We start from the raw sequence: 16475 nt of genomic DNA, 5'->3' as shown, positions 1-16475 counted from the left end.
GCGAAGGCCTCTGATGCAAGCAGCGGTTTCCCCCCGCCCGGGCCACGGGCGGCGCCGCGGGCTCGTCCCGCCCCTCGCAGCCACCGCCGTCGCGGCGGTGCTGTCCACGACGGTTCCGGCGGCGGCGCTCGCCGAACCCGTCCCGTCCCCGGACGGCGAACACGGCCGCCCCCGCGTCACCACCGTGGACCGGACCGGGGGCCTCGACCCCGCGGGCGACACCGTCACCGTCTCCGGGATCGGCCACGCGCCCGGCTCACTGGTCGAGGTCGCCACCTGGGCCGTGCCGGCCGGTTCCGCCGACGACGGCGCCGTCCCCGACGACGGCAACGCGGTGACGGTCGAGGTCGGCTCGCGCGGAACCTTCACGGTCGCCCTCGACACCGGGGCGGGGTTCGCCGCCGGGGCCGGCCTGGACGCGGAGGAGGACCCGTTCGAGATCCGCCTCCTGGAGCTCGCACCCGCCCCCGCCGGGGACGCCGGCGCGGCCGCCGGGGGGACCTGGGCGCCCGGCCCGGCGGAGGACACGGGCGGGGGCTCCGGGGAGGACGCGTCCGGGGACACCGGCGGGTCCGCGCCGACCGCCTCCCCCGGCGCGGGGACGAGCGTCTCCGAGGCCGTCCCGGAGGCTCCCTCCGCCCCGGTCGTGGTGGGCCGGGTCCCGGTGGCCTTCGCCGTCACGGGCGCCGTCCCGGAGACGGCGCCCGTGACGGTCCCGCAGGCGGAGCCGCGGGCCCGGCCCGCCGCCCCGCAGGCCCCCGCCCCCCGGGAGCCCGGCACCCCCGCGCTGACCGTCTCCAGGACCTCGGGGCTCGACCCGGCCGGTGAGACCGTCACGGTCACCGGCACCGGCTACGACACCTCCAAGGGCGTCTACGTCGCCCTGTGCGACACCAGCTCGGCCGGCCCGGCGCAGGCCCCCGGACCGTGCATCGGCGGCGTGGACATGGACGGCTCCGGCGGCGCATCGGTGTGGGTCTCCAGCAACCCCCCGCCCTACGGCGAGGGGCTGACCACCCCCTACACCGGCAGCGGTGCCGACGGCGGCTTCAGCGTCCAGCTCGAGGTCCGGGCCGGTGACGAGAACACCGACTGCGCCGCCTCCGGCACGGAGTGCGCGGTGGTCACCCGCAACGACCACACCCGGTCCAGCGACCGCGGCCAGGACGTGTTCGTCCCGGTCTCCTTCGGCTCGGGCTCGGGCTCGGGCTCGGGCTCGGGTTCAGGTTCGGGTTCGGGCGACGGCGGCTCCGGTTCCGGTTCCGGTTCCGGCGGCGAAGCCGGGAACTCCGGCGGCGGAGGCGGAGGCAACGGTGACGGTGACGGCGGGAACGGCTCCCCCGGCCGACTCCCCCGGACCGGCGCCGAGCTCCACGGCCTCGTCCTGGCCGCCTCGGTGGCCGCCCTGGCGGGCGCCGCGGCCCTGTTCGCCACGCGCCGCCGGCGCGGGAACGACACCGCGACGGACCCGGCCGCCGGCTGACCGCCCCCAGACCCCCCACCGGCGGGCCCCGCCGCCCCCGCTCGGCAGGGGCCGCCGACCCGCCGGCCCCCGGCACGCGCCGGGGGCCGTCCCCTCCACCCATCCCCCTCACGATTGGACCGACGAATCCCATGACCACGACCACGACAGGCGGGAGCGGAGCCCCGGGCAGAGCCCGCCGGGCCCTGCGCGCCCTCACCGCCTACGCGGGTGTCGCCGCCCTCGGCGCCTCGCTCGCCGTCGCCGCGGCGCCGGCCTCCGCCGACGAGACCGTGCCCCTCGAGGGGGGCTCGGCCGCCTGGGGCGTGAAGCAGTCCTTCCGCAACTACATCTCGGGGCCGATCGCCCACGGCGGCTACGAGGCCTCCGACGGTGCGACGGTGCTGGCCGACGGCACCGTGGACTTCCCCACGGCGGGCGGCTCGGTGTCCAAGGAGGACGCCTCCGGTGAGGTGGACTTCGCCGGGACCGTCGTCTTCAGCGGCCACGACTACGGCCGGGGCCCCGTCCTGGAGGTCCGGGTCTCCGACCCGCGCGTGGTGTTCGACGGCGACGCCGCCACGGTGTACGCCGACGTGACCAGCCGCGAGTTCGGCGGCGCCGACCCGAACCTGCCCCCGGGCGACCTGGTCGGGTACGGAGAGGTCGCGGTCGCCGAGCTGACCGGCGCCGAGCTGACCGTCGAGGGAGAGGAGATCGCCTTCACCTCCGCCGCGGCCACCCTGCACGCCGACGCGGTCGAGCCGTTCGCGAGCTTCTACGCCGCCGGGTCCCCGATGGACCCGCTGTCCTTCACCGCCGGCATCGCGGACGTCACCGACCCGGGCGGGCCCGACCCCGCCCCCCGGGTCACCGTGGCCCCGGACTCCGGCCTGGACCCCGAGGGTGACACCGTCACCCTCGAGGGCGCCGGCTTCCGCCCGGGCCAGGGCGTCTACGCTGCGCTGACCGCCCTCCCGCGGTCGGCCGACTCCTTCCCGGCCCACTACACCGGAGCGGTGTGGCTGCGCGGCGCCACCGCCCCGGGCGAGGACGGCGCCTTCAGCACCGAGGTGGCGGTGACCGGCTCCTACGACAAGGACGGCACCACCTACGACTGCGTCGAGTCGCAGTGCTACGTGGCGGTCTTCAACGACCACACCGACATCGCCAACCGCGACCAGGACGTGTGGACGCCCGTCTCCTTCGCCTCCGGGGAGGAGCCCACCGAGGAGCCGACCGACCCCACCGAGGAGCCGACGGACCCCGTCGACCCCACGGACCCCGACGGCCCGCTGACCGTCCACAACGGCCGCGCGGACTGGGGGGTGAAGGAGTCCTTCCGCGACTACATCACCGGCAACATCGCCCACGGTGAGATCAGCACCCGCAACGGCGCGACGACGAACGAGGACGGCACCTACGCGTTCACGAACGGCAGCGGCGAGGTGGACCTGTCCGCGTCCACGGCCGACATCGGCTTCGAGGGCACCGTCGTCTTCGAGGGCCACGTGTACGACGGGGCCGACCCGCTCCTGCACATGACGGTCAGCGACCCCCGCGTGGAGATCGAGGACGGCGCGGGCGTCCTGTACGCCGACGTGGTCAGCAAGTCGCTCGCCGGCGAGGAGCTCGTCTCCTACGAGGACGTCGCTTTCGCCGACCTGGACCTGTCCGGGGTGGAGTACGAGCTCGCGGACGGCGTCCTGAGCTGGGACCCGATCCCCGCCTCCCTGACCGCCGAGGGCGTGCCCGCCTTCGCGGACTTCTACGCCGAGGGGGCGGCGCTGGACCCGGTCGCCCTGACGGTGAGCGTGGACGAGGACGTCACGGTCCCGGGCGGCGGCGACGGCGCCGGGGGCGCCCCCGGCGGTCCGGGCGACGGCGGGGGTGACGGCGGCGGCGACAATCCCGGCCTGCCCAACACCGGCGCCGCCCTCACGGGCCTGCTCGCCGCCGCCGCGGTGGCCGTGGCCGCCGGCGGCACGGCCGTGTACGCCGCCCGCAGGCGCCGCGCCCCGGTCCCCGAGGACGCCGCCTGACCCCGGAGCCGCCGGGCGGGCGCCCGGACCGGAGGCCCTGAGCGGGCACGGCCCGGGCGCCCGCGGGGCCGCGGAGCGCGTCCGCCGGAGAGCGGGGGCACGCGCGCGGCGGCCCGGGGCCCGCGGAGAGCACGAAGGCCTTGGCACGTTCGCGTGCCAAGGCCTTCCGTGTGGCGCCCACCGCGTGGAGGCGACGTGGAGACGTCCTACTTCATCATCTCCTCGTAGGCCTTCTTGCAGTCGGGGCACACCGGGAACTTCTTGGGGTCCCGGTTGGGGACCCAGACCTTCCCGCACAGGGCGATCACGGGGTTGCCGGTGACGGCGCTCTCGGTGATCTTGTCCTTCTGCACGTAGTGGGCGAACCGCTCCCGGTCCCCGCTGTCGTGGGAGATGTCCGGCCTGGTCTCGCTGTCAGGAAGGACCTTGTTGAGGATGTCCATCGCCATCGTGCCTCACACCTTTCGACGTCTGCGTTCCACGGTATAGGGTGCCGCACCCACACCGGTGGGCGCTCAGTTCATGGTGGGATCGTCCGGGTAGGTGGACAGGAGCGCCATCCGCCCGCCCTGGCGCCGCAGCACCCGGGCCCAAAGGCCCTCGGGGGACGTGGTGAACACGTCCGAGGGGACCGCGTCGACCACGAACCACGCGCCCTCGTCGATCTCCTCCCGGAGCTGGCCCTCGCTCCACCCGGCGTAGCCGGCGAACACGCGGAACGCTCCCAGGGCCGTCCCGAGCACCTGCGGGGGACCGTCCAGGTCCACCACGCCGACCGCGTCCAGGCCCAGCCCCGGGGCGAGGCCCTCCAGGGGCGCCCAGCCCGGAGGCGGCTCCCCGATCCCGGCCGCGCCCAGGGCTATCCCGGAGTCGGCCCCGACGGGGCCGCCCGAGAACATCACCGCCGGTTCGCTCGCATAGGCGCCCCAGTCGGTGACGACCTCGTCCACGGCCATACCCAGGGGGCGGTTGAGGATCACCCCGAGTGTGCCGTCGGCCGTGTCGTCCACGACGAACACCACCGAGCGGCGGAAGGAGTCCTCCTGGAGGAGGGGGGCGGCCACCAGGAGCCGCCCGGTCATAGTCGACTGGTCCATGCTGCACCTCTACCCCGGAACAGCCGCCGATCCGCCCGTGTTCCCAGGCCGTTACACGCCCGGGTCCACCGCTCCCTCCCGCGGGGCGCCGCCCCCGGGTCCGGCGTCACTGGACCTGGTCGCGCAGCCCGCGCTGGGCGACCTCGCGCACCGCGGTCGCCACGTGGGTGGACAGGTCGGAGTGGAACACGCTGGGGATGATGTAGTTCGGGCCCAGCTCGTCCTCGCTGACGACGTCGGCGAGGGCCTCGGCGGCGGCGACCATCATGTCGGAGGTGACGTGGTGGCTCTGGGCGTCGAGCAGCCCGCGGAAGAAGCCGGGGAAGACCAGGACGTTGTTGATCTGGTTGGGGTAGTCGCTGCGGCCCGTGGCCACGACGGAGGCGTGCAGGTGCGCGACCTCCGGGTCCACCTCCGGGTCGGGGTTGGCCAGCGCGAAGATGATCGAGTCGTCGTTCATCTCGGCGATGTCCTCGCCCTCGAGCAGGTTGGGGGCGGAGACGCCGATGAAGACGTCCGCTCCGGCGACGGAGCCGCGGAGGTCGCCGCTGTAGCCCTCGGGGTTGGTGTGCTCGGCGATCCACCGGAGGTTGGGGTCCAGGTCGTCGCGCCCGGTGTGCACCGCGCCGCGGACGTCGCTGACGATGATGTCGCGGGCCCCGGCGTGCATGAGGAGCTTGAGGATGGCGGTGCCGGCCGCGCCCGCGCCGGACATGGCGATGCGGACCTCGCCGAGCTTCTTGCCGACGACGCGCAGGGCGTTGCGCAGGGCGGCGAGCACGACGATGGCGGTGCCGTGCTGGTCGTCGTGGAAGACGGGGATGTCGAGCAGCTCGCGCAGGCGGGCCTCGACCTCGAAGCAGCGGGGCGCGGAGATGTCCTCCAGGTTGATCCCGCCGAACCCCGGGGCGATCACCTGGACGGTGCGGACGATCTCGTCCACGTCCTGGGTGTCCAGGGCGATGGGCCAGGCGTCGATGTCGGCGAAGCGTTTGAACAGGGCGGCCTTGCCCTCCATGACGGGCATGGCGGCCTCGGGGCCGATGTTGCCCAGGCCCAGGACGGCGGACCCGTCGGTGACGACGGCGACGCTGTTGCGCTTGATGGTCAGACGGCGGGCGTCGTCCTTGTTCGCGGCGATGGCCTGGGAGACGCGGGCGACGCCGGGGGTGTAGGCCATGGAGAGCTCGTCGCGGTTGCGCAGCGGCACCTTCGACTTCATCTCGATCTTGCCGCCCAGGTGCATGAGGAAGGTCCGGTCGCTGACCTTGTGGACGACCACGCCCTCGACGGCGCCCAGCGCGTCGACGATGGCCTGCGCGTGCTCGGTGTCGCGGGCGGCGCAGGTGACGTCGATGCGGATGCGCTCGTGCCCGGCCGCGGCCACGTCCAGCGCGGTGATCATGCCGCCCACCTGCTCGACGGCGTTGGTGAGGCTGCCGACAGCGCTGCCCCCAGCGTCGAGTTCGAGGCGGACGGTGATGGAGTACGAAACGCTGGGAAGGGTGGCCACGTGTTGCTCCTCGGCTCTGGCTCGGTGTTGTGCGCCCGGCGGGCACGCGGACGGCCCCTCACGGGGACGCGCTGCCGGCGTCGGGGGACCCTCCCGCCGCGGGGCCGCGCCGCGCTCTCGCGGCCCGGCCGGGGCCCGGTGCGGTAGGCGCGTGCGCGGGGCGGCGCTCGCGTCCCGCCCGTGTGCGGGGCGAGGGTGTCCTGCGTGTCCGGTTCGCGCGGTCCCACCGTGGTGGCGGCCGCACGCGGACCTCGGTTGCGGGTGGGGGCTGGTCGGGACCCGGAACCAAGTCGCCTTACCTTACCCGAGTCAAGCGCCCACCGTCAGCACAAGGTGACAATTACCGCGATGGTAAAAAATCGCACAAATTACGACTAATCAGAAGTGTCGTCGGGGCGTCCGCCGGCCTGGGGCGGGAGGTCCCCGGCGGGGGCCGCCCGGTCCTCGGCGGCCCTCACGACGAGGTCGGTACAGGCTTCCAGGGACAGCGCCGAGGTGTCCAGGACCAGGTGGTAGTGGCGCGGGTCGGTGGGGTCGGCGCGGTAGAAGCGGCGCACGTACGAGGCCCGGGCGCGGTCGTTGTCGTCCAGCAGCCGCAGCGTGGGCACGCCCTCCCCCCAGCCGTGCCCGGAGCACTCCTCCCGGTCGCCCGCCTCCCACAGGGTGCGGGCCCTGCGCAGGCGCGCGTCGCGGTCGCCGTCCAGGCGCACGTGCAGGGCGGCGGGGTGGTCGGCGAGGACGACGGCCCCGGCGCGCCCGAGGACGACGCCGCCGCTGTGGGCGACCTCGCCGATGACGAGTTCGGTCTGCTCCACGAACTCGTGGTCGTAGAGGAGGCGCCCCTCCTCGTCGGTGGTGCCGATGAAGGCGGTGTCGACGCTTCCCAGCGTGACGGTGGGAAGGCGTGCGGCACTGGCGAGGAGGCGTTCGAGCCCTCCGGGGGCGCGGTCGTCGCGCTGGAGGACCTCGTCCAGGGAGCAGCCGATCTGGGCCGCCACGGCGCTGGGGATCGCGCGGTCGAGGAAGGCCACGCCCAGCCGTGCGGCGACGGCCGGTCCCACCGCGCTGCCTCCCGCGCCGTAGGTGGCCGAGATCGTGACCACGGGCTCGCCGGTCCTGCGGGGGTCGTCGTCGCTCGCCATGGGACACCTGCCGGGTCGACCTGCGGGCCGTGCCGGCCCGCCTCTTGCGGACTCTTTACCCAGGCGGCGGCGGACCACCCGTGATCGCCCGCGCAAGAAAGCACCGGTTTTCCGCGGCCCCCGGACCGGCCCCCGGACCTCCGTGGCCGGTTCCGGACGGAACCCGCCGGGGTCCGCCCGTTCCGGTCCCGGTCGGAGCGACCGGGGCCGGCACGGGCGGACCGCTCCCCCGCTCCGTCCTCAGAACAGCGCGGAGGTGAGCTTGCGCCGGGCCGCGCCCACACGCGGGTCGCCCGGGGGCAGCAGGTCGAACAGCCCCAGCAGGTGCTGGCGCGCCCGGTCGCGGTCCTTGTCGCGCGTCGCCCTGACCGTGGCGACGAGGCGGTCGAAGGCGTCCTCGAACTTGCCCCCGTACATGTCGATGTCGGCCGCGGTGGTCTGCGCGTCCACGTCCGCCGGGTCGGCGTCGGCGGCCGCACGGGCGGCGTCCGGGTCGACGTCCTGGAGGCGCCCCACCAGGCGCACCTGGGCGAGCTTGCTCCTGGACTCGGTGTCGCCCGGGTCGGCCTCGACGGCCTTGGCGTAGACGGCCGCGGCGGCGTCGAAGTCGCCCCGGTCCAGGGCCTCCTGTGCCTCGGCGTCCACCGGGCGGCCCTGGGGCGCCTCCGGCTGCGCGCCGGCGGCGTCCTCGGGCCCCGGCTCCCCCGCGAGGGTTCCGGGGTGGCCCGGGGGCAGCGCGCCCTGCTCCTGGAGGGCGGCGAACGCCTCGGTGAGCCAGCCGGTGAGCTGCTCCTCGGTCGCCGGGCCCGCCGGGCCGGGCAGGAGCTGCCCCTGGACGGCCACGATGATCATCGGGGCCGTGGGCACCCGGAGGGCCTGGACCAGCTGAGGGCTCGCGTCGCTGTCGACCTTGGCGAGGAACCAGTTCCCGCCGGAGGCCGCCGAGAGCTTGTCCAGGACGTCCTCGAACTGCTTGGACTGGTCGGACCAGCCGGCGAGGACGGCCAGCACGACGGGAGCGGTCATGGACCGCTCGAGGACCTGGGCCTGGAAGGAGGACTCGTCGACGTCGAAGGCGTAGGGGTTGGATCGACCCGCCGACTCCGCCGCACGCTGTTTGGCCTCGCGTTCCATGGCCGCCTTGCGCGCGCCGAGGTCAACGGCACTGTTCGGTGAAAAGTCCGAAGGCTGCATGCTTCCATCCTGCCGTATCCGCGGGGAGGGCGTGGACCGCCCGCGAAGGGGCCGGGCCGTGTTCGGCCGAACACGGCCCGGGGGCGGGCCTCCCCTCCCGCCCCCGCGTGACGAACGACGGGCCCCGCCGGAGGGTTCCGGCGGGGCCCGTGCGGATCGTGGGAGCCCGGTCTCAGAAGCGCGGGTCCTCGGTGTAGGTCCCGAACTCCTCCCCCATCGTCGCGCAGATCTCGCCCATCGTGGCCTCGGCCCGGGCGGCGTCCATGATGAGGGGGATCAGGTTGCGGTCGTCCGCGCGGACCCCCTCCAGGAGGGCTGCCAGCGCCGCGTCCACGGCGGCGCCGTCGCGGCGCGACCGGCGCTCGGCCAGCTCGCGCTTCTGCTCGTGCTCCACCTCGTGGCTGATCCGGAGGATGTCCAGTTCGCCGGAGACGGTGCCGGTGTGGCAGTTGACCCCCACGATCCGCTTGTCGCCCTTCTCCAGGGCCTGCTGGTACTGGAAGGCCGACTCGGCGATCTCCGAGCTGAAGTAGCCGTTCTCGATCCCGGCGAGGATGCCGGAGGCCATCGGGCCGATCGCGTGCTCGGCCCCCTCCCCGCCGCCCATCCGCAGGATCTCCGCGAAGATCCGCTCCGCCTCGGCCTCCAGCTCGTCGGTGAGCGCCTCCAGGTACCAGGAGCCGCCGAGCGGGTCGGCCACGTTGACGACTCCCGTCTCCTCCATGAGCACCTGCTGGGTGCGGAGGGCGATCTCGGCGGACTGCTCGGTCGGCAGCGCCAGGGTCTCGTCCAGGGCATTGGTGTGCAGGGAGTTCGTGCCGCCGAGCACCGCGGCGAGGGCCTCGACCGCGGTCCGGACCACGTTGTTGTAGGGCTGCTGGGCCGTGAGGGAGACGCCGGCCGTCTGGGTGTGGAACCGCAGCCACTGGGCCTTCTCCGTGCGGGCGCCGTAGACGTCCCTGAGGCGGCGCGCCCAGATGCGCCGGGCGGCCCGGAACTTGGCGATCTCCTCGAAGAAGTCGATGTGCGCGTCGAAGAAGAACGACAGCCCGGGCGCGAACGCGTCCACGTCCAGCCCCCGCGAGAGGCCGAGCTCGACGTAGCCGAAGCCGTCGGCGAGCGTGTAGGCGAGCTCCTGCCCGGCCGTGGCCCCGGCCTCGCGGATGTGGTAGCCCGACACCGACAGCGGTTTGTACGCGGGGATGTGCTCCGCGCAGTACTCCATGAGGTCGCCGATGAGCCGCAGCTGGGGCTCCGGCGGGTACAGCCACTCCTTCTGGGCGATGTACTCCTTGAAGATGTCGGTCTGGAGCGTGCCGTTCAGGGTGCGGGTGTCGACGCCCTGGCGCTCGGCGGCGACCAGGTACATGCAGAACGCCGGGACGGCGGGGCCGCTGATGGTCATCGAGGTCGTGGTGGCGCCGAGGGGGATGCCGTCGAAGAGCAGGTCCATGTCGGCCACGGAGTCGATCGCCACCCCGCAGTGGCCGACCTCTCCCAGGGCGTGGGGGGAGTCCGAGTCGTGGCCCATGAGGGTGGGCATGTCGAACGCGACCGAGAGCCCGCCGCCGCCGGAGGCCAGGATCATCTTGTAGCGCTCGTTGGTCTGGCGGGCGTTGCCGAAGCCGGCGAACTGGCGGATGGTCCACGCCCGCCCCCGGTAGCCCGTGGAGTGGAGTCCGCGCGTGAAGGGGAACTCGCCGGGCCAGCCGACGCGCTCGAAGCCGGGCACCTCGGCCCCGGGCGCGGGCCCGTAGACCGGCTGCAGGGGGCGCCCGGACAGGGACGTGAAGTCGGCGTCGCGTGTGCGCGCGGAGTCGTAGCGGCGCTGCCAGCGCTCGCGCCCGGCCTCGATCTCCTCGGCCCCGCCGCCGTCGGTGGGGTCGCTCGTGGTGTTCGCCATGTCGAAATAGTAGGACGTCCAACTAAATATGTACAGGGACGACACCTGCGGCACCCCGCCCGGAGCGGGCGGTTCAGCGACCCTCGGCGGCCCCGGGCACGGGTTCGGGGAAGTCTCCGAAGTCCACCCTGAGCTTGGTGAACGTCTCGTGCATGCGCCACAGCTCCTCGTCGGAGTAGCAGCCCAGCCCGAAGTCCATGCCCAGCAGCGCCCGGGTCGCCTCCTCGGTGACGGCGCGCCCGGTGTCGGTGATGTCGGCCAGCACGCCGCGGCCGTCGCTCGGGTTGGGGCGGCGGCGCACGAAGCCCTGCCCCTCCAACCGGTCGATGGTGTTGGTGACGCTGGTCGGGTGCACCATCAGGCGCTCACCGATCTTGCCCAGGGGCAGGGAACCGGAGGCGCTGAACGTGAGCAGGACGAGGGCCTCGTAGCGGGCGAAGGTCAGACCGAACGGCTTGAGTGCGCCGTCCAGCTCGCCGATCAGGATCTGCTGCGCGCGCATGACCGAGGTGACCGCCGCCATCGCGGGCGAGGCACCCCATCTGCGCGTCCAGTTGTCGTGTGCGCGCTCGATCGGGTCGAACGGAAGATTCAACGGGTTTCCCACGCCGTCACTCTAGGGCGTACCCGGAGGGCGCCGTCCGCCACGAGGGACGACCACCCGCCGTAGCATTCACACGACGCGGAGTCAATGACTTCCGGTGGCCACAAGGGGACACGGGCGCCCCAGGAGGCCGGTCCACCCCTCCAACTCGGAAAACCCGAAACCACTGCGGATGGTCTCCAGAAAGTTCACGGGAGGCCGTTGACGCCACCCGTAATTATTAGTTAAGTTTCCTAAAAATTTATCCCCCCACGTCAGAGGCACCGGAACGTTTTCCAGGACCTCACTTCGCTCGTGGACCACCCCTGCCGGAAGACCGCGCAGGCGCCCTCCGACCGACCGGCCGCAGCCCATCCCACCCGCTCCGCGGTGCGACGGTCATCCCCCGCCCCCAGCTCATGACCAGGAGATCTCCCGACGTGAGAGCACGACGTTCCGGCACCCTGCTCGCGGCCCTCGCCGCAGCAGTGCTGGCCGCCCCACTGGCGGCGGCACCTTCCACCGCCGCCGCAGAGGAGGCCGACGCCTCCGACCTCACGGTCACCTACGTCGAGTCCGCCCGCTGGAACACCGGCTACACCGGTGAGATCACCGTCCACAACGCCTCGGACACCCCCGTGAGCGACTGGACCGTCGAGTTCGCGCTGCCCGACGGCAGCCGCATCCACGAACTGTGGAACGCGAGCCTGGCGGGCACGGCCGAGGGCTACACGATCACCCCGCCGCGCTGGGGCGCCACCGTCCCCGCCGGCGGCGAGTACTCCTTCGGCTTCAACGGCCTGCACGCCGACGGCGGCACCGACCCCGTCGGCTGCCTCGTCAACGGCTCACCCTGCTCCGGCGGCGAAGGCCCCTCCCACGACAGCTACTCCGTCGCCTACTTCACCCAGTGGGGACCGAGGGAACGCGACTACCACGTCCGCGACCTCGTCGACAGCGGCAGTGCCGAGAAGCTCACGCACGTCCAGTACGCCTTCGGCAACGTCAGCGCCGAGGGCGAGTGCGTCATGACCGACGAGGAGGGCCAGGGCGACGCCCTCGCCGACTACGGCCACCCCGTCCCCGCCGACCAGAGCGTCGACGGCGTCGCCGACGACCCCGCCCAGCCGCTGCGCGGCAACTTCAACCAGATCCTCGAGCTCAAGGAGCGGTACCCCGAGCTGGCCGTCAGCATCTCCCTCGGCGGCTGGGAGTGGTCGCGCCACTTCTCCGACGCCGCGCTGACCGCGGAGTCCCGCGAGAAGCTCGTCAGCTCCTGCATCGACCTCTACCTCCGGGGCGACCTCCCCGAGCTCAACGGCGCGGGCGGCGAGGGCGCCGCCGCGGGCGTCTTCGACGGCATCGACCTCGACTGGGAGTGGCCCGGCTCCGACGGCAACCCGCACAACGTCGTCCGCCCCGAGGACAAGGAGAACTTCACCGCCCTCGTGCAGGAGTTCCGCGACCAGATGGACGAGCTCGGCGCCGAGGACGACCGCCACTACGAGCTGACCGCCTTCCTGCCCGCCGGCGGCTGGCGCCTGGACGCCGGCTTCGAGCTGGACGAGCTGATGCCGAACTTCGACTTCGTCACCGTCCAGGGCTACGACTACCACGGCACCTGGGAGTCGGTCACCAACCACCAGTCCAACCTCGTCACCGACGCCCGCGACCCCGAGCCGGTCATCTCCGCCGAGCTCATCCACCAGGCCTACATCGACCGCGGGGTCGACCCGGCCAAGCTGGTCCTGGGCATCCCCTTCTACGGGCAGGGTTGGACCGGCGTGGAGCCCGGCCCCGACGGCGACGGCCTCTTCCAGCCCGCGACCGGCCCCGCGCAGGGCACCCACGGCACGGGCACCGAGGACTGGAAGGTCCTCCGCGGACTCACCGACGAGGGCTACGAGCTGTACCGCAACGACGAGGCCGGGACGGCCTGGCTCTACGACGGCCGGACCCTCTGGACCTACGACGACGAGACCGCGGTCGCCCAGAAGACCGACTGGGCCCAGGCCCAGGGCATGGGCGGCGTGATGATCTGGTCCATCGACGGCGACGACGCCGAGGGCAGCCTCATGGCGGCCATCGACGCGGCGCTGGCCGACTGACCCCTCGAACCCCCGGTCCGGCGCACCCGGACCGGGACCGGGCGGCGTCGGTGCTCTGATCCGGGGAGCACCGCCGCCACGGCCGGCGCGGACCGATGTGCGACGGTCCGCGCCGGCCCCTCCCCCATCCCTCCTCCTCCCCACGGGAGGACCCGCCATGCCCCTGCCACGCACACGCGCACCCCCGCCCCGGTCCCTGTCAGCTCCGATCACCGCACTCCCTGGGCGCACACCCCCGGCCGAGCGCCGCCCGAGACACTCCCACGGCGAACGGCACCCCCCCACACCGCTCACGCTCCAGGAGCAACCAGTGAGAGCACGACGACTCAGGAACCGCCTCGCGGCACTCGTGGCCGCCGTCATCGCCGTCCCCCTCGCCCTGTCCGCCACCCCCGCCGCCGCGAACACCGCCGGCGTCACGGTCACCTACGTGGAGACCAGCCGCTGGGAGACCGGCTACGGCGGACAGATCACCATCTCCAACACGTCCGACACCCGCCTGACCGACTGGTCCGTCGAGTTCGGGCTCCCCTCCGGCACCGCCATCACGTCCCTGTGGAACGCCACCCTGGCCCGGTCCGGCGGGACCCACACCCTCACCCCGCCCTCCTGGGGCGCCGACGTCCCGGCCGGCGGCAGCTACTCCATCGGGTTCAACGGCACCCACAGCGGCGGCGACACCGCCCCCGTGAACTGCCTGATCAACGGCAACAGCTGCTCCGGCGAGCCCGGCGCGCCCGACACCGAGCCGCCCACCGCCCCGGCGGGGCTGACCGTCACCGGCACCACCTCCACCACCGTGACCCTGGGATGGCAGGCGGCGACGGACGACGTCGCCGTCACGGGCTACGAGGTCCTCTCCGGCGGACAGGTCGTCCGCGCCGTCACGACCGAATCCGCGACCGTCACCGGGCTGGCGCCCGCGACACAGCACTCGTTCACGGTGCGCGCCTACGACAGTTCCAACAACCGGGGGCCGGAGACCGCGGCCGTGACGGCCACCACCGACGCCGGGGGCGGTCCCACCGATCCTCCCCAGGAGCGCCGCGTCGCCTACTTCACCCAGTGGGGGATCTACGACCGGGGCTACCTCGTCCGGAACCTGGAGACCTCCGGCACCGCCGAGAAGCTGACCCACATCAACTACGCGTTCGGCAACATCAACGCCAACGGCGAGTGCTTCATGGCCAACCAGCTCGGCCAGGGCGACGCCTGGGCCGACTACGGGCGCTCCTTCACCGCCGACCAGAGCGTCGACGGCGTGGCCGACACCTGGAACCAGTCCCTGCGCGGCAACTTCAACCAGATCCTCAAGCTCAAGGAGATGTACCCCGACCTGAAGGTCAACATCTCCCTCGGCGGCTGGACCTGGTCCGAGCACTTCTCCGACGCCGCCCTGACCCCCGCGTCCCGGGAGCGCATGGTCTCGTCCTGCATCGACCAGTTCCTGCGCGGCAACCTGCCGCTCTTCGACGGCGCGGGCGGCCCCGGCTCCGCCGAGGGCGTCTTCGACGGCATCGACCTCGACTGGGAGTGGCCCGGCTCGGCCGGACACGAGCACAACACCATCCGCCCGGAGGACAAGGAGAACTTCACCGCCCTCGTCTCGGAGTTCCGCACCCAGCTGGACGCCCTCACCGCCGAGACCGGCCGTCCCTACGAGCTGACCTCCTTCATGCCGGCCGACCCCAGGAAGATCGACCTCGGCTTCGAGATGCAGCCGCTCATGGCCGACTTCGACTTCATCACCGTCCAGGGGTACGACTACCACGGCGCCTGGGAGAACACCGCCAACCACCAGTCGAACCTCGTGACCGACGCCGCCGACCCCGGCCCCGACGTCTACTCCACGCAGACCACGGTCCAGGCGTACCTCGACCGCGGCGTCGACCCGGCCGACATGGTCCTCGGCGTCCCCTTCTACGGCCGCGGATGGACCGGGGTCTCCCCCGGGCCGAACGGCGACGGGCTCTTCCAGCCCGCCACCGGAGCAGCCCCCGGCCGCTACGAGGCGGGGATCCAGGACTGGAAGCTGCTCAAGGACCTGACCGGCTACCAGCTGCACCGTGACGACGCGTCCGGGACGGCCTGGCTCTACAACGGCTCCACCTTCTGGAACTACGACGACGAGATCTCCATGGCCCAGAAGACCGACTGGGCCCAGGCCAACGGCCTCGGCGGAGTGATGATCTGGTCCGTCGACGGCGACGACGCGAACGGCAGCCTCATGAACGCCATCGACACGGCGCTGGCCGACTGACCCCGGCCGACACCGGACCCGACAGGGCCCGCCCCCGGCCGGGGCCGGGCGGGGCCGTCGCGGACAGCCGTCCGCGGCGCCCCCGCCGCCGCCCCCGGGGCGCCGCCCCGTTTACGCCGCCCGGCCGCGGAGGCCGCGCCCGGCCGTGTCGGACGGCCCCGACCGCCGCACGGCGGGGCGGGCGCCCCCGCACGCCCTACGCCCCGAGCTCCTCCAACAGCACCTCGGCAGCGGCGTACGGGTCGCTCCGCCCCTCGGCCACCTCCCGGGCGAGCGCGTCCAGGCCGGTCTCCTCCCCGAGGCCGCCCAGACGGGAGCGCAGGCGCTCCAGCACGATCGCCTGGACCTCGTCCCTCGCCCGGGCCCGGCGGCGCACGGCCAGCCCGCCGGTCGCCTCCAGGTGGGCGAAGTGCTCCTCCACCCGCTCCCACAGCTCGGCGACGCCCTCGTCCTCCGCCGCGACGGTCATGACGATCGGCGGCTTCCACTCGTCGTCGGCGCGGTCCTTCATCGCGACCATCTGGCGCAGCTCGCGCAGGGTCACCCTCGCCCCGTCCCGGTCCGCCTTGTTCACGGCGAACACGTCGGCCACCTCCAGCACGCCGGCCTTCGCCGCCTGCACCGCGTCCCCCATGCCTGGCGCGGACAGCACCACGGTCGTGTCGGCCCGGCCCGCGATCTCCACCTCGGCCTGGCCCACGCCCACCGTCTCGACCAGGATCACGTCGAACCCGGCGGCGTCCAGCACCCGCAGCGCGTGGGGGGTGGCCCAGGACAGCCCGCCCAGGTGTCCCCTGTTGGCCATGGAGCGGATGTAGACGCCCGGGTCGGTGGCGTGCTCCTGCATCCGCACGCGGTCGCCGAGCAGTGCGCCCCCCGTGAACGGGGACGAGGGGTCCACCGCCAGGACGGCCACGGTCAGGCCCTTGGCCCGCACGGCGCGCACGACGGCGTTCGTGGTCGTGGACTTGCCCACGCCCGGCGAGCCGGTGAACCCGACCACCCTCGCGCGCCCGGTGCCGGGGGCCAGGCCCGCCATGATCGCGCTCAGTTCCTCGGCGCCGTTCTCGACGAGGGTGATCGCGCGGGCCAGGGCCCGGCGGTCACCCTTCCGAACCCGTTCGACCAGCTGGGGGGCGTGCATGGGACTCCTAGGTGTCGGCAGGAGCAG

General features: G+C 73.4%; 12 protein-coding genes. 4 read left to right on the top strand and 8 right to left on the bottom strand.

Features of this window, described 5'->3' with window-relative positions; translation table 11 throughout:
- Positions 1–13: 13 nt before the first annotated feature.
- Together ACFQBR_RS10875 and ACFQBR_RS10870 are read left to right on the top strand one after the other, a co-directional pair.
- A complete protein-coding gene (locus tag ACFQBR_RS10875; RefSeq protein ID WP_378553055.1) occupies positions 14–1483 on the top strand; it encodes an LPXTG cell wall anchor domain-containing protein in 1470 nt (489 codons plus the stop codon).
- A gap of 131 nt (positions 1484–1614) precedes the next feature.
- The gene (locus ACFQBR_RS10870) at positions 1615–3504 is read left to right on the top strand and encodes an HtaA domain-containing protein (protein ID WP_352984177.1); all 1890 of its coding nucleotides are present in this window, start codon (positions 1615–1617) and stop codon (positions 3502–3504) included.
- Between the two features lie 206 nt (positions 3505–3710).
- Here ACFQBR_RS10870 and ACFQBR_RS10865 read toward each other — a convergent pair whose 3' ends face one another.
- From ACFQBR_RS10865 to ACFQBR_RS10835, 7 genes are all read right to left on the bottom strand, one after another.
- Positions 3711–3953 (bottom strand): DUF3039 domain-containing protein, encoded by a 243-nt coding sequence (locus ACFQBR_RS10865; RefSeq protein WP_267946310.1) that lies wholly within the window; start codon positions 3951–3953, stop codon positions 3711–3713.
- 66 nt (positions 3954–4019) lie between these two features.
- Positions 4020–4601 carry a YqgE/AlgH family protein gene (locus ACFQBR_RS10860; protein WP_344183623.1) on the bottom strand — a complete coding sequence of 194 codons (582 nt, stop codon included), beginning with the start codon at positions 4599–4601 and terminating at the stop codon, positions 4020–4022.
- Positions 4602–4707: 106 nt separating this feature from the next.
- Positions 4708–6114 (bottom strand): NAD-dependent malic enzyme, encoded by a 1407-nt coding sequence (locus tag ACFQBR_RS10855; protein ID WP_267946312.1) that lies wholly within the window; start codon positions 6112–6114, stop codon positions 4708–4710.
- 374 nt (positions 6115–6488) lie between these two features.
- Positions 6489–7256, bottom strand: a complete 768-nt coding sequence (locus ACFQBR_RS10850) for a cytidylate kinase-like family protein (protein ID WP_344183620.1) — start codon at positions 7254–7256, stop codon at positions 6489–6491.
- A gap of 240 nt (positions 7257–7496) precedes the next feature.
- Positions 7497–8450, bottom strand: a complete 954-nt coding sequence (locus tag ACFQBR_RS10845; protein WP_267946314.1) for a tetratricopeptide repeat protein — start codon at positions 8448–8450, stop codon at positions 7497–7499.
- Positions 8451–8622: 172 nt separating this feature from the next.
- Positions 8623–10353: an acyl-CoA mutase large subunit family protein gene (locus ACFQBR_RS10840; protein WP_344183617.1), complete on the bottom strand. Its 1731-nt coding sequence runs from the start codon at positions 10351–10353 to the stop codon at positions 8623–8625.
- 73 nt (positions 10354–10426) lie between these two features.
- Positions 10427–10948 carry a MarR family transcriptional regulator gene (locus ACFQBR_RS10835; protein WP_344183625.1) on the bottom strand — a complete coding sequence of 174 codons (522 nt, stop codon included), beginning with the start codon at positions 10946–10948 and terminating at the stop codon, positions 10427–10429.
- Positions 10949–11376: 428 nt separating this feature from the next.
- Between ACFQBR_RS10835 and ACFQBR_RS10830 the strand changes: the two genes are divergently transcribed.
- On the top strand, positions 11377–13044 hold the full coding sequence (locus tag ACFQBR_RS10830; protein ID WP_344183615.1) for a glycosyl hydrolase family 18 protein: 1668 nt from the start codon (positions 11377–11379) through the stop codon (positions 13042–13044).
- Between the two features lie 310 nt (positions 13045–13354).
- Positions 13355–15304, top strand: coding sequence for a glycosyl hydrolase family 18 protein (locus tag ACFQBR_RS10825; RefSeq protein WP_267946317.1), 1950 nt, complete (start codon positions 13355–13357; stop codon positions 15302–15304).
- A gap of 196 nt (positions 15305–15500) precedes the next feature.
- Here the strand turns inward: ACFQBR_RS10825 and meaB are convergent, their stop codons facing one another.
- On the bottom strand, positions 15501–16448 hold the full coding sequence (gene meaB, locus ACFQBR_RS10820; RefSeq protein WP_344183613.1) for a methylmalonyl Co-A mutase-associated GTPase MeaB: 948 nt from the start codon (positions 16446–16448) through the stop codon (positions 15501–15503).
- Positions 16449–16475: the final 27 nt, after the last annotated feature.

Origin of the sequence: Nocardiopsis tropica (genome assembly GCF_042660575.1) — a bacterium.
GTDB lineage: Bacteria > Actinomycetota > Actinomycetes > Streptosporangiales > Streptosporangiaceae > Nocardiopsis > Nocardiopsis tropica.
The sequence above is the reverse complement of the archived record's forward strand: the minus strand, read 5'-3'. Positions and strand labels throughout refer to the sequence as shown.

What these genes read in the sequence shown, in the direction of transcription:
- ACFQBR_RS10860 (WP_344183623.1), bottom strand. Translation starts at nt 4,601, where the DNA reads ATGGACCAGTCGACTATGACCGGGCGGCTCCTGGTGGCCGCCCCCCTC.
- ACFQBR_RS10865 (WP_267946310.1), bottom strand. Translation starts at nt 3,953, where the DNA reads ATGGCGATGGACATCCTCAACAAGGTCCTTCCTGACAGCGAGACCAGG.
- ACFQBR_RS10840 (WP_344183617.1), bottom strand. Translation starts at nt 10,353, where the DNA reads ATGGCGAACACCACGAGCGACCCCACCGACGGCGGCGGGGCCGAGGAG.
- ACFQBR_RS10845 (WP_267946314.1), bottom strand. Translation starts at nt 8,450, where the DNA reads ATGCAGCCTTCGGACTTTTCACCGAACAGTGCCGTTGACCTCGGCGCG.
- ACFQBR_RS10850 (WP_344183620.1), bottom strand. Translation starts at nt 7,256, where the DNA reads ATGGCGAGCGACGACGACCCCCGCAGGACCGGCGAGCCCGTGGTCACG.
- ACFQBR_RS10870 (WP_352984177.1), top strand. Translation starts at nt 1,615, where the DNA reads ATGACCACGACCACGACAGGCGGGAGCGGAGCCCCGGGCAGAGCCCGC.
- meaB (WP_344183613.1), bottom strand. Translation starts at nt 16,448, where the DNA reads ATGCACGCCCCCCAGCTGGTCGAACGGGTTCGGAAGGGTGACCGCCGG.
- ACFQBR_RS10875 (WP_378553055.1), top strand. Translation starts at nt 14, where the DNA reads ATGCAAGCAGCGGTTTCCCCCCGCCCGGGCCACGGGCGGCGCCGCGGG.